We start from the raw sequence: 16,937 nt of genomic DNA on the forward strand, positions 1-16,937 counted from the left end.
GCCAAAGAGTGATATTTTCAACATTGTGTTTTCCCAAAAGCTGCTAGATCGGCTAAAACAGGGGAAACACCCCACAATTTCTTTTCCATTCACCCCTTTTCAGGAGCCGTGCAATGACATTTCTTAGAACAACCGCCACAAGCCTTACGCTCTTTGCCCTGCTGACCCCTCCGGCGCTGGCTGAGGAGATGACAGCAGAGGATATTCTTCAAAGGTTACAGGCACAACGCAGCCGCACACTCGGCTTTGTTGATGCGTCCAAACCCGCAGGACAGGCAAGCGAGGAAACCGCACTGACAATGGCGCCCGTCGACGATGCGGCAGGCAGCAGCGCCCCTTCGGTCAACACAACCGGACTGACCCTGCAAGCCAGCGATCAGGGCAGCGGCACGTCCGGCCTGCAACTGAGCGCGACGCAGGACACCACCGGTACACAGGCTGCACCTTCTGTGACGGCGGGCAACGGCTCGGAAACCCTGCCCACATTGGCGACCGCTCCGGCGAGCCTGCCTGAACAAAACGTTGAAACCGTGACCATCGACCTGACGATCTATTTCGATTTTGACAGCGCCCTGTTGCAACCCAAATCCAAAACCCAGCTCACAGCGCTCTGTGCCGCGATCAAGGCAGATACGGGGGATGGCACCTACCAGATAATCGGTCATACGGACGCCAAAGGCAAAGCCAGCTATAACAAACGCCTGTCACAAGCCCGCGCAGATGAGGTGGTCCGCTATATGACCACGAGCTGTGGCATCGAAAATTCCCGCCTGCAAGCGGTTGGCGCCGGCGAGGAACGCCTGAAAACCCCCGAAACCCCCGGTGCACCGGAAAACCGCCGTGTTGAGGTGCAGGTTCTCAGCTAACCGACCTGTGGTGAAACCACCAGCAGCCGCATCTTCCGCATGCGGCTGTCTTTGCATCGAAAACACACCCCGCCAATTTTCAAAGCTCCGGTCCGAACCGTGCTTTGCCTCTCTTACAAGAGCGGTTAAGACTGCGGGAGCCCCGATGCAGGGCAGATAACGAACGGACCAGATCGAAATGAGCAAACTTGTCACCGTGCTAAACGGCCCGAACCTGAACCTGTTGGGGCAGCGCCAGCCGGAAATTTACGGGTCGGACACGCTTGCTGATGTGGAAAAAGGGTGCAGCGAAGTCGCAGCGCGGTACGGTCTGCGCTCTGAACTGCTGCAATCCAACCACGAAGGCGTTTTGGTGGATATGATCCACACCTGCCGCGAGACTTCGGCAGGGATCATCATCAATCCGGCTGCTTATTCCCATACATCCGTGGCGATTCTCGACGCGCTGAACACTTTTGACGGCCCGGTGCTGGAGGTGCATATTTCCAACATCCACCACCGCGAATCCTTCCGGCATCACTCCTACATCAGTCACAGAGCCGATTCCGCGATTATCGGGATGGGGGTTGAAGGCTATTACCTGTGCATGCACCGTATGGGGAGTTTGCTGGGGGGCTGAGGCCCTGCCAATACAGCTTCCGGCAGCGCAAAGCAGTCTGTGAAGACTACGCATAACGCTTTGATACAGAGAACAATATGGGGAAAACCCTTTGGTGCGGCCGAGAAGACTCGAACTTCCACTCCGGTTAAGGAACAGCGACCTCAACGCTGCGCGTCTACCAATTCCGCCACGGCCGCACGCGAGGTAGGCAGCGTATAGCCAAGGCAATTCGTGATGTGAAGTGCAAAATGTTCCCTGATGCAATTAATTCCGCAAAACGTCCTGACACCCCTGCGCAGTGCGACGCAATAGCGGTTTGACACCCCTGCCAAGTTCCGGCACTTCCATAGCCATGGTAGACTGGATCACAGCTCAGGGGTTTGTCCCCTACCCCGATGCCGTTGCGCAGATGGAATCCCATGTGGAGTCCATGATCCGCAATGGCGCGGAGGAGCGTATCTGGCTTCTGGAGCATCCCCCCCTTTATACGGCTGGAACCTCGGCCGATATAAACGATCTGACCGATCCTGACAGGTTTCCGGTCTATACCTCCAAACGGGGCGGACAATATACCTATCACGGACCGGGACAGCGGGTGGCCTATGCCATGCTTGATCTGAACAAACGGGGCCGCGATGTGCGCAGGTTTGTCTGGACGCTTGAGGAATGGGTGATCCAGACGCTGGCAGAGTTCAACGTCAAGGGAGAGCGGCGCGAAGGCCGTGTCGGGGTTTGGGTGGTGCGCCATGACAAACCACTGACCGCCCTTGGAACACCGCCCGAAGACAAAATCGCCGCTATCGGGGTGCGTTTGCGCAAATGGACCAGCTTTCACGGAATCTGCATCAACGTAGAGCCGGACCTGTCCCATTACGACGGTATTGTGCCCTGTGGCATTGCCGAACACGGCGTGACATCTCTCGTAGATCTGGGACTGCCTGTAACAATGGGCGATCTGGATGTGGCTTTGCAGAACAGTTTTAACCAAGTATTTTCCGATTAATTAAATGTTTGTGCAGGAATTCCTGTCAATTTGTGGTAGAATATCGCGCAAATCGGCGGTCTGTGCAGCCCGGGCCGTCCTGCGACAGATGCTCCCGCCTGTAACCTGCGACTTTTAATCGGCTTGAGGCACCCCATGTGCTGGGGTATGTAGGCGGCGGGTATCTGCGGACCCCGGAAACGGGGATTCGCGGCAACAAAAGACGTGTCAGGAGAAACAAGCATGGCAGACGCAGCCACCCATGGTCACGACGACCACGCAAGACCCGGGTTCTTTACCCGTTGGTTTATGTCAACCAACCACAAAGATATCGGTGTGCTGTACCTGTTTACAGCCGGCCTACTGGGGTTCATCTCCGTATGTTTTACCGTTTTCATGCGGTTGGAACTTATGGAACCCGGTGTTCAGCACATGTGTATGGAGGGTGCGTCCCTCATGGCTGCTGCTGTTGAAAACTGTACGCCAAACGGCCACCTCTGGAACGTGTTGATCACGGGCCACGGCATCCTGATGATGTTCTTTGTGGTTATTCCCGCCCTGTTCGGCGGTTTTGGTAACTACTTTATGCCGCTGATGATCGGTGCGCCGGATATGGCGTTCCCGCGGATGAACAACCTGTCCTACTGGATGTATGTTGCCGGTTCGTCTCTGGCGGTTCTGTCGCTGCTGTCTCCGGGCGGTAACGGCCAGCTTGGGTCCGGTGTGGGTTGGGTGCTTTACGCGCCGCTCTCCACCAAAGAGGCCGGTTATTCGATGGATTTCGCAATCTTTGCGGTTCACGTTTCCGGTGCATCCTCGATCCTTGGTGCGATCAACATGATCACCACCTTCCTGAACATGCGTGCGCCGGGCATGACCCTGCACAAAACACCGCTGTTCGCGTGGTCGATCTTTGTCACAGCCTTCCTGATCCTTCTGTCCCTGCCTGTTCTGGCCGGCGCGATCACCATGCTGCTGACCGACCGTAACTTCGGCACGACCTTCTTTGATCCCTCCGGCGGCGGCGACCCGGTCCTGTACCAGCACCTGCTGTGGTTCTTTGGCCACCCCGAGGTGTATATGATCATCGTTCCGGGCTTTGGTATCATCTCGCACGTTATCGCAACCTTCTCCAAGAAGCCGATCTTTGGCTACCTGCCGATGGTTTACGCGATGGTTGGTATTGGTGCGCTTGGCTTTGTTGTCTGGGCACACCACATGTACACCGTGGGTATGTCCCTGACACAGCAGTCCTACTTCATGCTGGCGACAATGGTGATCGCGGTGCCGACAGGCATCAAGATCTTCTCATGGATCGCAACCATGTGGGGCGGCTCTATCGAGATGAAAACACCGATGTACTGGGCCTTCGGCTTCCTGTTCCTCTTCACCGTTGGCGGGGTTACAGGGATCGTATTGTCTCAGGCTGGTGTGGACCGTGCCTATCACGACACATACTATGTGGTTGCGCACTTCCACTACGTTATGTCTCTGGGCGCTGTGTTCTGTATCTTTGCAGGTATCTACTACTGGATCGGCAAAATGTCCGGTCGCCAGTACCCTGAATGGGCCGGCAAGCTGCACTTCTGGATGATGTTCATCGGTGCCAACATCACCTTCTTCCCACAGCACTTCCTGGGTCGCCAAGGTATGCCACGCCGCTACATCGACTACCCCGAGCAGTTCTCGCTCTGGAACGAAGTCTCCACATACGGTGCCTTTCTGTCCTTTGCATCCTTCGTGTTCTTCATCGGAGTGATCTTCTACACCCTGATGTGGGGTAAGAAAGTCACCGAGGACAACTACTGGGGTGAAGGCGCGGATACGCTGGAATGGACCATTCCGACACCTCCGCCAGAGCACACTTTTGAAACACTGCCCACACCGGATATGTGGGATCACCAGAAACACTAGGTGTTTTGAGAGACGAATAGTGAAAGGCCGGGGCATCTGCTCCGGCCTTTTTTATGTGCATCCGCCCTGCGGCGGATTTTCCTGTTGGCATTCCCGCCGGTTTGCCGCACCACTGAGCCAAGCAACCATCAGGCCCCTTTATGATCGTCAGAGACCCGCCCTCTTCGCTGAAACTCTTTTTCGTAATGCAAGGCTCTGTGGTGCCTGCAATCCTTGGCAAGATCACCGGCATCGCCCTGTTGTCCCTGCTGGTGCTGGTGATTGACCGGCATGTAATCACCCTGCCCCATATCAGTATCGCGGCTATGGGAATCTTCGGTGTCGCGCTCTCGCTGTTTCTGGGGTTCCGCAACAATGCCGCCTATGACCGCTGGTGGGAGGCGCGCAAGCTTTGGGGCGGGATGATTGCGGATGTGCGCAACCTGTGCCGCCAGAGCACCCTGTTCATTCGCGACAGCAATGCGCGGACAGACATCCTGAACCATACCGTCGCCTTTGCCCATCTACACCGCGGCTTTCTGCGGGACACGATCGTAGAGGCCGAGATCGCACCGCTGGTCGGGGCAGAACAGGCCAAACATCTGCAATCCTTCGCAAACAGTGCAGACGCGGCCCTGCGCACCATAACAGAGCGGCTCGCCACCCTGTCGGATCAGGACCAACTGGACGGTTTTGGCCGGATGACCCTGTCCAACACGCTGTCTTCGCTTGCCCTTGCCCAAGCGGGCTGTGAACGTATCCGCTCAACCCCGCTGCCCTTTGTCTATTCCCTGCTGGTGCGGCGCACGACGTATCTGTACTGCGGGCTGCTGCCCTTTGCGCTGATCGACTCTGCCGGATGGTTCGCGCCGGTCTTTGCCGCCGTGGTTGCCTATGTGTTCTTCGGCCTTCAGGCGGTGACGAATGAACTGGAGCGTCCGTTTCACAACCTACAGAACGGATTGCCGCTGGACGCCATGTGCCGGATTATCGAAACTTCGGTGGCGGAATCCCTTGGCCGACCCGCGCCAGAGCCTTTGCCGGTTGTAAACCACGTCCTAAGCTGACGGACCGCCCTTGCAACCTTGCCCCAGAAATATGCGCTGTGGCAAACTTGATCCCCGCCCCGTTCTGGGACAATTTTGAGCTATGGAAAACCCCGAGACCTACGACGCTTTTGTCACTGCCACCACCCGCGCCGATCCCCCCCTGTTCGATCGGCATCTCAAGGCGCACCGCTCGCTGAGCAATCAGGGTTTCGTGATAACCATCGCCTTCACAGCGGCTGCGCTGGCGCTGCCCCTGATGGCATTTCTCGGGACACTGGCGCTCTGGACCTTGCTGCCCTATCTGGCCGCTGCCCTGACCGCGCTGTGGTATTTCATCCGGCGCAACGATCACGACGGCACCTTGCAAGAGCATATTCGCATCTGGCCGGATCTGATTGCCGTCCATCGGCAGAACCCGCGCAGTGCGGACCAATACTGGATGGCGAACCCCTATTGGGTGACAACACGGCGGCGCAATACGAAAACGGTTGAGAACTATCTGACCCTCAAAGGACAGGGCCGCGAGATCGAACTCGGCGCCTTTCTGACCAGTGCCGAGCGGATCACCCTGGACGAAGAGATCACCGCGCAGTTGAACGCCTGCCGCCAGCCGTAAAGACGCGCCGCGCAAGACAAAAGGCACGGTCGCAACCGTGCCTTTTTAGCGAATCATTTCTAACCTGTGATTGCAAAGGCAGATGCGTCTAAATCCGCCCCTTGCACAGAGGCACAGGGCAAGACGCTTAGCAGCTCAGCATTTCTTTCACCGTGCCGCCTGCCTTGCCGAAATCCATCTGGCCGGTGTAGTTCGTCTTGAGAACCCCCATCACCCGCCCCATGTCGCGGATGCTCTCCGCGCCGGTTTCCGAAATCGCCTTTTTCACAGCGACCTGCAATTCCTCATCGGAAAGCTGTTTCGGCAGGAACTGCTCTATAATACTGATTTCGTTGATTTCTTTCTCAGCCAACTCCAGCCGCCCGCCTTCTTCATAGGCTTTGGCGCTTTCGCGGCGTTGCTTGATCATGCGGGCCAATACCTTGAGGATTTCCTCATCGGACACCCCGTCATGGTTGCCTTCGGACCGCGCAGCGATGTCACGGTCCTTGATTGCAGCATTGATCAGACGCAGGGTTCCCAGCTGTTCGCTGTCCTTATCGCGCATGGCCTGCTTGACCTTGGCATTAATTCGATCTCTCATTGCATCCAACTCCCGGCAGTTGCAAAATCCAAGACCCGTGTTTACCCCGAAAGCGGTTTGGAAACAACTGGGATCACATTTTTTAGACCACTGATCTTGCTGGATATTTCATTTTCGCACGGCCCTTGACCTTGCAGAACCTTGGGCGTAGTTTCGCGCAAATTTGGCCAAAGGAAGCTGTCATGTCCATGCCCAAAACCGCATCAGACCAACCCGATTTTCCCACTGCCTGCATTGTGCTTGCGGATGGAACCACGTTCTATGGAAACGGCTTCGGCGCCCCGGGCCGTATCCAGGCCGAGCTGTGTTTCAACACAGCCATGACCGGCTATCAGGAGATCATGACCGATCCCTCCTATGCCGGACAGGCGATCACCTTTACCTTCCCTCATATCGGTAACACCGGCGTGAATCTGGAAGACGATGAAACCGCCGATCCTGTCGCGCGGGCCATGATCGTGAAATGGGACCCGACCGAGCCGTCGAACTGGCGTTCCGAACAGACCCTGTCCCAATGGCTGTCCAAGCGCGGCCGCATCGGTGTCGGGGGGATCGACACCCGCCGCCTGACCCGTGCGATCCGTCAGCAAGGCGCGCCCCATGTGGCGATTGAATATCGTCCCGATGGGAAATTCGACATGCCCGCCCTGCTGGAACATGCCCGTGCCTTTGAAGGGCTTGAAGGGCTGGATCTGGCCAAGGATGTGACCTGCGGCCAGTCCTATCAGTGGGATGAGCAACGCTGGGCATGGCCGGACGGTTACAGCCGTCGCGAGGGTCCGGGAAAACGGGTTGTCGCCATTGACTACGGTGCAAAACGCAACATCCTGCGCTGTCTGGCCTCGGCCGGCTGCGAAGTCACCGTTCTGCCGGCGAGCGCCACAGCCGAAGAGGTTCTGGCCCACAATCCACAGGGCGTGTTCCTGTCCAACGGTCCGGGCGATCCGGCGGCGACGGGCGAATACGCCGTACCGATGATTAAAACCCTGCTGGAAAAGAAAGACCTGCCGATCTTTGGTATTTGCCTTGGCCACCAGATGCTCGCGCTCGCACTGGGTGCCAAGACCATGAAGATGAGCCACGGTCATCACGGTGCCAACCATCCGGTCAAGGATTACACCACCGGCAAGGTTGAGATTACCTCGATGAACCACGGTTTCGCTGTGGACGGCCAGAGCCTGCCAAACGGGGTCGAGGAAACCCATGTTTCCCTTTTTGACGGGTCCAATTGTGGTATCCGCATCACCGACCGTCCGGTGTTTTCGGTACAGCACCACCCCGAGGCAAGCCCCGGCCCGCAGGACAGCTATTATCTGTTTGAGCGGTTTGCGGAATCGATGCCCGCTGCCTGAGACTGAAAGTCCCAAAAACCCGCCGCGCAGTGATGCTCCGGCGGGTTTTTTGTCAGTTAATGCATCGTTAAGAGGGTCTTAACCTTCTGCCACCATGATGAAGCCCAGCTTTATGCAAGGTCTTTGTTATGTCGATTTCCCTACCAAAGAAGATGATTGACGGAATGAGTCCACCCGTCAGTACCTCCATTGGCCGCACCGGAAAAACAAACCGGAAAAACGCCCGTTGGCACGACAATCTGGTGCGCGACGGCACGGTTACGCCGGGGGATATGTTCAAGGCGCTGGCGCTGCAAAGTCATCAGGGCCAACCTCTTTCCGATCTGCTACAGGGGCTCAGGCTGGTGGATGAAACCACGCTGCTAAACGCGGCCGCCAAACATTCGCACCTGCCTGTCGTGGATTTACATCTCGATCCGCCCTCCCCGCTGCTGCGTGGACTGATTGATCCGGCCATCGGCGTCAAACACCGTTTCTTGCTGTGGCAGATGGCAGGGGGTACGCTGACGGTTGCTCTGACCGACCCGGACCGGATCGAAACGGTCCGGGCACTGCTTGGCGACATCGCGCCGGACTACCGTTTTGTTCTGGCGCGGCGCAGTGCCATTCTTCACCATTACGCCAGCCACCACCGGCAAGACCTCTCCAAAGCGGCCAATCTTTGCGCGCCCGAAGCGACCAGTTGTCGGGGTTGGTCAGGTCTGCGCCCCCGCCTGATCGGGGCCTCCTTGCTGGGCATCTTTACCATCGCTGCGCTTCTGGCACCAAAGATACTGCTGCTTATACTGGTGCTCTGGATATTTGGCGCGCTGATTGCCAACGGTCTGTTGAAAGGCGCGATGATGTTGTCGAAACAACCTGAAATTCCGCCACCCTCTGCCCCGAGACGGCATAAACTGCCGAAAATCTCGATCCTTCTCCCGCTGTTGCGGGAAGAAGATATCGTTGACCGGCTGATAGAACGCATGTCGGCACTCGTTTATCCCAAGCAATTGCTGGAAATCTGTCTGGTCTATGAGGAAAATGACAGCGCCACGAAAAACCATCTCGCCGCGCGGCGCTTGCCCTACTGGATGCGCAAGGTAGAGGTACCTGACGACACGTTGCAAACCAAACCAAGGGCGATGAACTATGCGCTCGACTTTTGCAGTGGCGATGTGATCGGCATTTACGATGCCGAAGACGCGCCGGAGCCGGACCAACTGCACAAAGTGGTCCGCATCTTTGATCAAGCCGACGAAAACGTCGCTTGCGTTCAGTGTCAGCTGGATTTTTACAACACCGCGACCAACTGGATTTCCAAGTGTTTTACCATCGAATACGCCATCCTGTTTCGGGTTATGCTGCCCGGTTTGCAGCGCTGGAACCTGCCCGTCCCCCTTGGCGGAACTTCGGTGTTTTTCAGGCGGGATATTCTTGAAAAACTCGGGCGTTGGGATGCCCATAATGTGACCGAGGATGCGGATCTGGGCATCAGGCTCTACCGCGCGGGGTTCCGCTGTCTGTGGTCCGATGCCACCACATATGAAGAGGCGAATTTTCGCGTGCTGCCCTGGGTGCGGCAGCGGTCACGCTGGCTAAAGGGGTTCCTGCAAACCTGGATCACCCATATGCGCCAGCCACGTGTGTTGTTGCGCCAGACCGGACCAGTGGGGTTTCTGGTCTTTCAAATCCAAATGATCGGCACGTTCACCTCTTTTGTTGCCGTACCATTGGTCCTGCCCATGTGGCTTTATACGTTCGGCGTCCCGTTGCCGGTTTACGATGCGGTTCCGGCGACCCTTTTCACGTTGCTGGTGATCGCTTTCATCGCAACAGAGTTCCTACTGCTGTTCCTTGGCGCGCTGGCAGTCAGGCGCAGGCAAACGCCAAATCTATACATCCGCTTGCCAAGTATGCTGCTCTACTGGCCTCTGGGCGCTTTTGCCGCCTACAAAGCCCTGTGGGAGCTGTTCGTCCGTCCGAACTATTGGGACAAGACCAGTCACGGCATCAATGATGTGGAATATCAGGAGGAAATTAACAGGTTAACGGCCAATGCGAACGAGACGCTACACTAGCCATTTCACACAGACTCGCCGGCTTTGACCTCACCCGCATCCGCCTTGAGCCGCGTTTCAAAAGCAAAGGACAAATGGTCCTTTAGCCGCTTCTCAGCCGAGGCCGCATCGCCTTTTTCAATCGCCTGAACGATTGCAAGATGCTCGGCCAGTGCCATCTCTCCGCGCCCGTCCGCTGCCAGCGATGTCTCTGCCAGCAAGGCCATAGATCTGTGAACCATTTCAAGCTGTTGCACCAGATACCTGTTGCGGCTGGCCAGATGGATCTGCCGATGGAACCTGCGGTTCGCGATGGACAGTTCGCGGGGCTGGTTCAAGTATTTCCGGTCCTCTTCGATCATCGCGTGCAGCACTTTTATCTCTTCCACAGAAGCATGTTTCGCCGCCAAACGCGCCGCCAGACCTTCCAGCTCGGCCCGCACCTCGTACAGTTCGGCCATCTGGTTGTGATCCAGCGAAGACACAATCAACGACCGCCCGTCCCGCGTCAGCATGGTTTGGGTTTCCAGCCGCTGCAAGGCTTCGCGCACGGGGGTGCGTGACACGCCAAAACGCTCTGCAAGTTCGCTTTCCACCAGACGGTCGCCGGGACGATAGATGCCGATGTCGATCGCGTTCAGGATCAGTTCATAGGCGTCTTTTGGTTCATTCGGGCGTGTCATTCTACGGGTCCTGCCGCTGGTTTTCTTTTGCGAAACAGATCATCTACCCCGGCAAATTCAATTAAATCATAGCCGTGATCCCGCATCAGTTCAGGGATCAGGGAGTCCTGCGTATTATTTTCGATCGTCCAGAGGTCCACGTCGAACCCTTCAAAGTCAAAATTGCGTAGGATGTCCAACTCTCCGCCTTCCACATCAAGTGAAAGGAAATCAATCTTTTGCAAATCCTGTTCGCGCAGGATGTCGTTCAAGGGTTTCGTGTCCAGCCGGTGCACGACCTCGGCATGGCGTGCATCGCTGCGCACCCGCGCAAGAAGGTCGGGGTCGTAACTGTCGAGAAACCCGCTCATCTGGGTGTAGCCGCGGGTCACTTCCATAAAGTCGAGCGTTCCGGTCTCCCCCGCTACGGCATAGCCGAGACAGGGACAGCGCCGCACGGTCTGGGCCTTGCGCAACTGGGTCGGAGCGGGTTCCACCAGAATACCCGTCCAATTGCGAAATATTTCAAAAAACAAAGAATTAGAGCCGGTCACACCGTCATAGCCGCCCACATCCACGAAAACTCCGCCGGTTTTCTGGCCGAGAATATTGTCAACGATCCGGTCTTGCCCCGCCTGCGAAAAATAGTGGTCGCTCTCGCCGGTCATCCGCCCCAGAGTGTGCAGCTCGCGCAGCATCGCGCCGCGCGCACGGCTGCGGTTTTTCTGCAAAAGTTCGGTCAGTTCCTGTCCGGCTTCGTGCAGCAGCTTACGCGCCTGAACAATTTTTTCGCTCGGTGTCATGATCCCGCACCCCTTCTCAGGCCCCGTCAGCGGGGCGTGTGGGCAAGTGATAACCCCTTTGACCGCCAAGGGAAAGTTTTTCGCAATCCCTTCGACAATTTGCCGCCTTGCAGCTTTCCTTACCCGTTCATCCGGCCTAATCATGGCGCCATGAAACAGCATTTTTCCCATGTGAACTGTTGGGTCTTTGATCTCGACAATACGCTCTACCCGCCCGAATGCCGCTTGTTCGACCAGATTGAGGTGCGCATGACCAGCTATGTCATGGATGCGCTCGGGGTGGATCAGGTGAAGGCGGATTATCTGCGCAACCACTACTGGCAGACCTATGGCACCACGCTGGCCGGACTGATGCAGGAGCATGATCTCGACCCGCTGCCCTATTTGGATGCAGTGCACGAAATCTCGCTCGATCATGTGCCGCAGGATGCTGCCCTCTGCGCCCATATCTCGGACCTGCCCGGACGCAAGATCGTTTATACCAACGGCTCGGAAAACCACGCCATTCGCGTGCTGGCCGCCCGCGGGTTAACCGGCGTTTTTGATGCGATTTACGGGATTGAGCATTCGGACTTCCTGCCCAAACCGGGGGCCGAAGCCTATGCCGCGATCCAGCAACGGGACGGGTTTGATCCAACGAAGGCCACGATGTTTGAGGACGATCCGCGCAATCTGGAAATTCCCCACAGCCTTGGCATGCGCACAGTTCTGGTTGGCCCCAAGGTAGAGCGCCCCTACATCCACCACCAGACCGAGGATCTGACGGGTTTTCTGTCGCAGATCGTCGCCTGACGCTTTCCTTTGCGGTGCGGCCGCTCTAAATCATTGTCATGGAACGGGAAAACTTTGAAATTTTCATAAGCGGTGGCGGTCTTGCGGGACTGGTTGCTGCCTGTGCCTTCGGGCGTTTGGGGCTGTCTGTCCTTTGCGTGGACCCGCAGCCTGCTGCTACGACGCAAAGCGATCCCAAGGCAGACCGGCGCAGCACGGCGTTTTTGCAGCCTGCCAAGGCCACGCTGGAACAGGCCGGGTTATGGCAGCGGTTCGCCCCTTATGCCGCACCGCTTCAGATCATGCGGCTTGCAGATGCTGGCGGGGAAGCGGGTGAAATCCGCTATCTGGCGGATTTTGACGCGGGAGAGCTGTCCGACCAGCCCTTTGGCTGGAACCTGCCCAACTGGTTGTTGCGACGCGAACTGCTGGCGCAGATTGAACAGACCGACAATGTCACCCTGCGCATGGGGGTGAAAACCGACCGGATCACCGCCCGCGCCGCCCATGCGCTGGTGTCCTTGTCTGACGGCACACAGTTTATTACACCGCTTGTAATCGCAGCAGACGGGCGCAACTCTGCGATCCGCGAGACGCTGGATATTGGCGTTAAAACATGGCGTTACGGGCAGAAGGCAATCGTCTTTACGGTTTCCCATCCGCGCCCGCATAACAATATTTCAACGGAAATTCACCGCAGCGGCGGTCCCTTTACACTGGTGCCGCTGCCCGATCTGGACGGTGTGCCACAGTCGGCCGTTGTCTGGATGGAAACCGGCCCGAAGGCTGCGGCACTCATGGAGTTGGACGAAGTCGCGTTTACCGCCAAAGCCAACCTGCGGTCCTGTGATATTCTCGGCCCCCTTACCGTGAACAGCCCGCGCAACATCTGGCCGATTATCTCGCAAAAAGCCGAGCGTCTGACCGGACCCCGTACAGCATTGATTGCAGAGGCGGCCCATGTGGTGCCGCCAATCGGGGCGCAGGGCCTGAATATGAGCCTTGGGGATGTGCAGGCGCTGGTGGACCTGCTGGAAAGCGGCCACAGCGCTGGCAGTCATGATATGTTGACCGCTTATGAGCGGAAGCGCATGGCTGGCATCACCGCCCGTGTGTCCGGTGTGGATATGCTGAACCGTGCTGCACTGGCGCAAAGCCCTGACTTGCGGGCCCTGCGCCTGAAGGGATTGCAACTGTTGAACGAAACCACCCCGCTGCGCCGCGCGGCAATGCGCGCGGGGCTTGGGGCGTAAGGTTTCGGCCTATTCCGCTGCGGCAGAGTGGCTGGTGCCGCCCGCGCGGATCATCGCAAGCAACTCCTCGCGCCGCTTGCCAACAGTCGTCACATTCTGCTGCTTCACCGGACCAAAGCCCCGGATCTGCATCGGCAGTTCCGCAAGCGCCTTGATCAGATCATGGGTGGAAGGCCCGTCCAGCGGCAACACTTCTTCCATGTCCCGCTCATACTCGGCAATCAGCGCCCGTTCCATCTTGCGTTCGGCAGAGTATCCGAAGGGATCAAACGGTGTCCCGCGCAGAACCTTGCCTTTTTTCAACAGGTTAAAGGCGGGCAGTATCCACGCCCCGAACTTGCGCTTCTTCGGGCGCCCGTCCGCAGTCCTGCCTGGCAGGATTGGCGGCGCAAGGTGAAATTCGAGGAATTTGACGTTGTCAAAACTCTCGGCAACCATGGACTCCACATGGTCCGCATGCAGCCGCGCCACTTCGTATTCATCCTTATACGCCAACAGCTTGTAGTAGGATTTGGCCACAACTTCCCGCAGGTCGGCATTGTCTACCTTAGCGACAAAATCGCGGTATTTCTGCGCCAGCGCCGCGTTCTGATAGGCTTTCAACAGATCGGCGCGATAGTTGATCCGCTCATCGAGTGATTTTGGCAGTTCAACGACCGTGCTGACCAGCGACTTTGCCGCTTCTGCCGGATGGCTGACCGCCCAGCGACCCACAGCAAAGGCCCGTTTATTGCCTTCAACGCCCGCTCCGTTCAATTCAATCGCTTTCATGATGGAGTCTTCGGACAGCGGAATCAGACCGTTTTGCCACGCAGCACCCACCATCAGCATATTGGCATAGATGCTGTCGCCTAGATGCACGCGCGCCAGTTCGGTGGCATCAAAGAAGCTGACCGCCTCTTCCCCCAGACGCCCTGTCAGGGACAGTTGCAGACGATCGCTCGGCAAGGAGAATTCCGCATTGCGGGTGAAATCCCCGGTGACGATTTCATGACTGTTGCAAACGACCTTGGTGCGGCCGCGCCCCATCAGACCCAGCGTTTTTGCACCAGCCGTAACCACCAGATCACCGCCAATCACCCCGTCCGCTTCGCCAATCGCGACCCGTACCGCGCTAATATCAGAGGGTTTTTCGGCCAGACGACAGTGGATATGCACTGCACCGCCTTTTTGCGCCAGTCCGGCCATTTCCATCATACCAGCACCCTTGCCTTCCACATGGGCGGCCATTGCCAGAACAGCGCCAACTGTCACAACGCCAGTCCCGCCAACACCTGTAATCACAAGGTTATGGGTGCCGTCGATGGTGGGCAGCACCGGATCGGCCAGCGCAGGCAGTTCCATACCGCTGGCCGCCTGTTTCTTCGGCGTGCCCCCTTTGACAGTCACAAAGCTGGGGCAAAAGCCGTTGACGCAGGAAAAGTCCTTGTTGCAGCTTGACTGGTCAATTGCGCGTTTCCGGCCCAGTTCGGTTTCCAGCGGCACCACCGAAACACAGTTGGATTGCACACCGCAATCGCCGCAGCCTTCACAGACCGCAGGGTTGATGAACACCCGCTGGTCCGGATCAGGAAACAATCCGCGCTTGCGGCGGCGGCGTTTTTCGGCGGCACAGGTTTGCACATAAACAATGGCCGACACACCCTTGATCTTGGTGCATTTTTCCTGAACCAATGGCAGGTCCGCCCGTTCAAATTTTTCTATACCGGAGGGGAATTCGGAAAAGTCGATTTCTTCCTTTTCATCGTAGACAAGGAAGATGTTTTTCAGCCCCATCGACTGGATTTCCGCGCAGATACGCGCCGCCGACAGGTCGCCTTCGTTATGCTGGCCACCCGTCATGGCAACCGCATCGTTGAACAAGATTTTATAGGTGATGTTGGTATTGGCCGCCAAAGCAGCACGGATCGCCTGCACACCGGAGTGGTTATAGGTGCCATCGCCAAGGTTCTGGAACACATGATCCCGCGTGGAAAACAGCGACTCGCCAATCCAGTTCGCCCCTTCCGCCCCCATATGGGTGAACCCCATAGTATCGCGGTCCATCCATTTGGCCATATAGTGACAGCCGATCCCCGCATAGGCGCGTGATCCGTCCGGCACTTTGGTAGAAGAGTTATGCGGACAGCCTGAACAGAACCACGGCGTACGGGCCGCGATTTCTTCTGCATTGTCCCCTGCTGTGGCTTCGTCCAGACGCATCAGCGCCTGTTTGATCCCGTCGGTGGACCGCCCTTCTTCGCCCAGCAGCATTCCGATCTTGCGGGCGACTGTAATAGGTTCCAGCGCGCCTTTCACGGTGAAGATCACTTCATCCTTGCGAATGTCGTGCTTCCAGCCGATCACACGGCGGGCGTTGCGATCGTCAAAAATGGCTTCCTTGATCTGCACTTCGATCAGCTTGCGCTTTTCCTCGACCACGATAATCATGTCGAGCCCTTCGGCCCATTCATGAAAGCTGGTCATATCCAGCGGCCAGACCATCGCAACCTTGTAGGTGGTGATGCCCAAACGCTCCAGCTCCGCATCGTCCAGCCCCAGCAGGTCCAGCGCGTGTTGGGTATCCAGCCAGTTCTTGCCGCTTGAAACGATCCCGATCTTCGCGCCCGGCTTACCCGCCATACGCTTGTCAAGATTATTGGCACGGGCAAACGCCTCTGCTGCGAAACGTTTGTAATCGTGCAGACGGGCTTCCTGTGCGACAGGGCTATCGTCGGCGCGGATGTTGATACCGTCTGCGGGCATGGCGAAATCGGTCGGAATATTGATTGAAACGCGGGACGGGTCGCCGTCCACTACAGCGGTTGCCTCAATCGTGTCCTTGACGCATTTCAACCCGACCCAGCAACCGGAATAGCGGCTGAGCGCATAACCATAAGCGCCGTAATCCAGCACCTCCTGCACCCCTGCCGGAGACAGGATCGGCATCATCGCATCCACCAGCGCAAATTCGGATTGATGCAAAACGGTAGAGCTTTCGCCCGTGTGGTCATCGCCCATACAGACCAGTACACCGCCATTTTCAGAGGTTCCGGCCATGTTTGCGTGGCGGAACACATCGCCCGAACGGTCCACGCCCGGCCCCTTGCCGTACCACAGTCCGTAAACCCCGTCGAATTTCCCTTCACCGAACATCTCTGCCTGCTGCGCGCCCCAAAGTGCCGTCGCAGCGAGGTCTTCGTTCAACCCTGCCTGAAACACCACATCGCTGGCGGCGAGGTGTTTTGAGGCCCGCTCCATCTGCAAGTCAACCGCGCCAAGCGGCGATCCGCGATAGCCCGTGACATATCCTGCTGTATTCAGACCTGCCGCGCGATCCCGTTCCTTTTGGGCCAGAACCAGACGCACCAGCGCCTGCGTTCCGTTCAACAGAACAGTATCTTTCGTCAGGTCAAAACGGTCGGTGAGTGAAATTTCCTGTTTGGTCATCGGGCATCCTCCACAGTGCTTGCCGCGATAATAGGTCA

Annotated in this window: 14 protein-coding genes and 1 tRNA gene; 10 read left to right on the forward strand and 5 right to left on the reverse strand. The window is 57.4% G+C overall.

The window, feature by feature from the left end:
• The first annotated feature begins 113 nt into the window (after positions 1-113).
• Complete coding sequence (locus tag BFV97_RS04820; protein WP_083225516.1) at positions 114-866, forward strand: OmpA family protein; 753 nt, start codon at positions 114-116, stop codon at positions 864-866.
• A gap of 178 nt (positions 867-1,044) precedes the next feature.
• On the forward strand, positions 1,045-1,485 hold the full coding sequence (aroQ, locus tag BFV97_RS04825) for a type II 3-dehydroquinate dehydratase (RefSeq protein WP_069299217.1): 441 nt from the start codon (positions 1,045-1,047) through the stop codon (positions 1,483-1,485).
• Positions 1,486-1,577: 92 nt separating this feature from the next.
• On the opposite strand, the gene BFV97_RS04830 is transcribed toward aroQ, so the two are convergent.
• Positions 1,578-1,664: transfer RNA gene (locus BFV97_RS04830), tRNA-Leu, on the reverse strand.
• A gap of 155 nt (positions 1,665-1,819) precedes the next feature.
• On the opposite strand from BFV97_RS04830, the gene lipB reads away from it, so the two are divergent.
• From lipB to BFV97_RS04850, 4 genes are all read left to right on the forward strand, one after another.
• Positions 1,820-2,470: a lipoyl(octanoyl) transferase LipB gene (lipB, locus tag BFV97_RS04835; RefSeq protein ID WP_069299218.1), complete on the forward strand. Its 651-nt coding sequence runs from the start codon at positions 1,820-1,822 to the stop codon at positions 2,468-2,470.
• A 222-nt stretch (positions 2,471-2,692) separates the two neighbouring features.
• Positions 2,693-4,363, forward strand: a complete 1,671-nt coding sequence (locus tag BFV97_RS04840; RefSeq protein WP_069299219.1) for a cytochrome c oxidase subunit I — start codon at positions 2,693-2,695, stop codon at positions 4,361-4,363.
• A 140-nt stretch (positions 4,364-4,503) separates the two neighbouring features.
• A complete protein-coding gene (locus tag BFV97_RS04845; RefSeq protein WP_069299220.1) occupies positions 4,504-5,409 on the forward strand; it encodes a bestrophin family protein in 906 nt (301 codons plus the stop codon).
• Positions 5,410-5,491: 82 nt separating this feature from the next.
• Entirely contained in the window at positions 5,492-6,007 is a 516-nt protein-coding gene (locus tag BFV97_RS04850; protein WP_069299221.1) for a DUF2244 domain-containing protein, read from the forward strand.
• A gap of 127 nt (positions 6,008-6,134) precedes the next feature.
• Here BFV97_RS04850 and BFV97_RS04855 read toward each other — a convergent pair whose 3' ends face one another.
• Positions 6,135-6,590: a GatB/YqeY domain-containing protein gene (locus tag BFV97_RS04855; RefSeq protein WP_425412260.1), complete on the reverse strand. Its 456-nt coding sequence runs from the start codon at positions 6,588-6,590 to the stop codon at positions 6,135-6,137.
• A gap of 182 nt (positions 6,591-6,772) precedes the next feature.
• Between BFV97_RS04855 and carA the strand changes: the two genes are divergently transcribed.
• Together carA and BFV97_RS04865 are read left to right on the forward strand one after the other, a co-directional pair.
• Positions 6,773-7,942, forward strand: coding sequence for a glutamine-hydrolyzing carbamoyl-phosphate synthase small subunit (carA, locus tag BFV97_RS04860; RefSeq protein ID WP_425412261.1), 1,170 nt, complete (start codon positions 6,773-6,775; stop codon positions 7,940-7,942).
• A 128-nt stretch (positions 7,943-8,070) separates the two neighbouring features.
• On the forward strand, positions 8,071-10,002 hold the full coding sequence (locus BFV97_RS04865; protein WP_083225517.1) for a glycosyltransferase family 2 protein: 1,932 nt from the start codon (positions 8,071-8,073) through the stop codon (positions 10,000-10,002).
• A 5-nt stretch (positions 10,003-10,007) separates the two neighbouring features.
• Here BFV97_RS04865 and BFV97_RS04870 read toward each other — a convergent pair whose 3' ends face one another.
• The gene (locus BFV97_RS04870; protein WP_069299223.1) at positions 10,008-10,664 is read right to left on the reverse strand and encodes a GntR family transcriptional regulator; all 657 of its coding nucleotides are present in this window, start codon (positions 10,662-10,664) and stop codon (positions 10,008-10,010) included.
• Positions 10,661-11,446, reverse strand: coding sequence for an FkbM family methyltransferase (locus tag BFV97_RS04875; protein WP_069299224.1), 786 nt, complete (start codon positions 11,444-11,446; stop codon positions 10,661-10,663). The genes BFV97_RS04870 and BFV97_RS04875 overlap by 4 nt, the downstream gene beginning before the upstream one ends.
• A 150-nt stretch (positions 11,447-11,596) precedes the next feature.
• Here BFV97_RS04875 and BFV97_RS04880 point away from each other — a divergent pair, with 150 nt between their 5' ends.
• Together BFV97_RS04880 and BFV97_RS04885 are read left to right on the forward strand one after the other, a co-directional pair.
• A complete protein-coding gene (locus BFV97_RS04880) occupies positions 11,597-12,238 on the forward strand; it encodes a pyrimidine 5'-nucleotidase (protein WP_069299225.1) in 642 nt (213 codons plus the stop codon).
• A 38-nt stretch (positions 12,239-12,276) separates the two neighbouring features.
• Positions 12,277-13,470 carry a UbiH/UbiF family hydroxylase gene (locus BFV97_RS04885; protein WP_069299226.1) on the forward strand — a complete coding sequence of 398 codons (1,194 nt, stop codon included), beginning with the start codon at positions 12,277-12,279 and terminating at the stop codon, positions 13,468-13,470.
• A 9-nt stretch (positions 13,471-13,479) separates the two neighbouring features.
• Here BFV97_RS04885 and BFV97_RS04890 read toward each other — a convergent pair whose 3' ends face one another.
• The gene (locus BFV97_RS04890; protein ID WP_069299227.1) at positions 13,480-16,899 is read right to left on the reverse strand and encodes an indolepyruvate ferredoxin oxidoreductase family protein; all 3,420 of its coding nucleotides are present in this window, start codon (positions 16,897-16,899) and stop codon (positions 13,480-13,482) included.
• Between the last annotated feature and the right edge of the window lie 38 nt (positions 16,900-16,937).

The organism is Neptunicoccus sediminis (genome assembly GCF_001719615.1).
Taxonomy (GTDB): Bacteria; Pseudomonadota; Alphaproteobacteria; order Rhodobacterales; family Rhodobacteraceae; genus Amylibacter; species Amylibacter sediminis.

Excerpts from the sequence above, each read along its gene's own strand:
- BFV97_RS04820 (WP_083225516.1), top strand. The coding sequence starts at position 114 with ATGACATTTCTTAGAACAACCGCCACAAGCCTTACGCTCTTTGCCCTG.
- aroQ (WP_069299217.1), top strand. The coding sequence starts at position 1,045 with ATGAGCAAACTTGTCACCGTGCTAAACGGCCCGAACCTGAACCTGTTG.
- lipB (WP_069299218.1), top strand. The coding sequence starts at position 1,820 with ATGGTAGACTGGATCACAGCTCAGGGGTTTGTCCCCTACCCCGATGCC.
- BFV97_RS04840 (WP_069299219.1), top strand. The coding sequence starts at position 2,693 with ATGGCAGACGCAGCCACCCATGGTCACGACGACCACGCAAGACCCGGG.
- BFV97_RS04845 (WP_069299220.1), top strand. The coding sequence starts at position 4,504 with ATGATCGTCAGAGACCCGCCCTCTTCGCTGAAACTCTTTTTCGTAATG.
- BFV97_RS04850 (WP_069299221.1), top strand. The coding sequence starts at position 5,492 with ATGGAAAACCCCGAGACCTACGACGCTTTTGTCACTGCCACCACCCGC.
- BFV97_RS04855 (WP_425412260.1), bottom strand. The coding sequence starts at position 6,590 with ATGAGAGATCGAATTAATGCCAAGGTCAAGCAGGCCATGCGCGATAAG.
- carA (WP_425412261.1), top strand. The coding sequence starts at position 6,773 with ATGTCCATGCCCAAAACCGCATCAGACCAACCCGATTTTCCCACTGCC.
- BFV97_RS04865 (WP_083225517.1), top strand. The coding sequence starts at position 8,071 with ATGTCGATTTCCCTACCAAAGAAGATGATTGACGGAATGAGTCCACCC.
- BFV97_RS04870 (WP_069299223.1), bottom strand. The coding sequence starts at position 10,664 with ATGACACGCCCGAATGAACCAAAAGACGCCTATGAACTGATCCTGAAC.
- BFV97_RS04875 (WP_069299224.1), bottom strand. The coding sequence starts at position 11,446 with ATGACACCGAGCGAAAAAATTGTTCAGGCGCGTAAGCTGCTGCACGAA.
- BFV97_RS04880 (WP_069299225.1), top strand. The coding sequence starts at position 11,597 with ATGAAACAGCATTTTTCCCATGTGAACTGTTGGGTCTTTGATCTCGAC.
- BFV97_RS04885 (WP_069299226.1), top strand. The coding sequence starts at position 12,277 with ATGGAACGGGAAAACTTTGAAATTTTCATAAGCGGTGGCGGTCTTGCG.
- BFV97_RS04890 (WP_069299227.1), bottom strand. The coding sequence starts at position 16,899 with ATGACCAAACAGGAAATTTCACTCACCGACCGTTTTGACCTGACGAAA.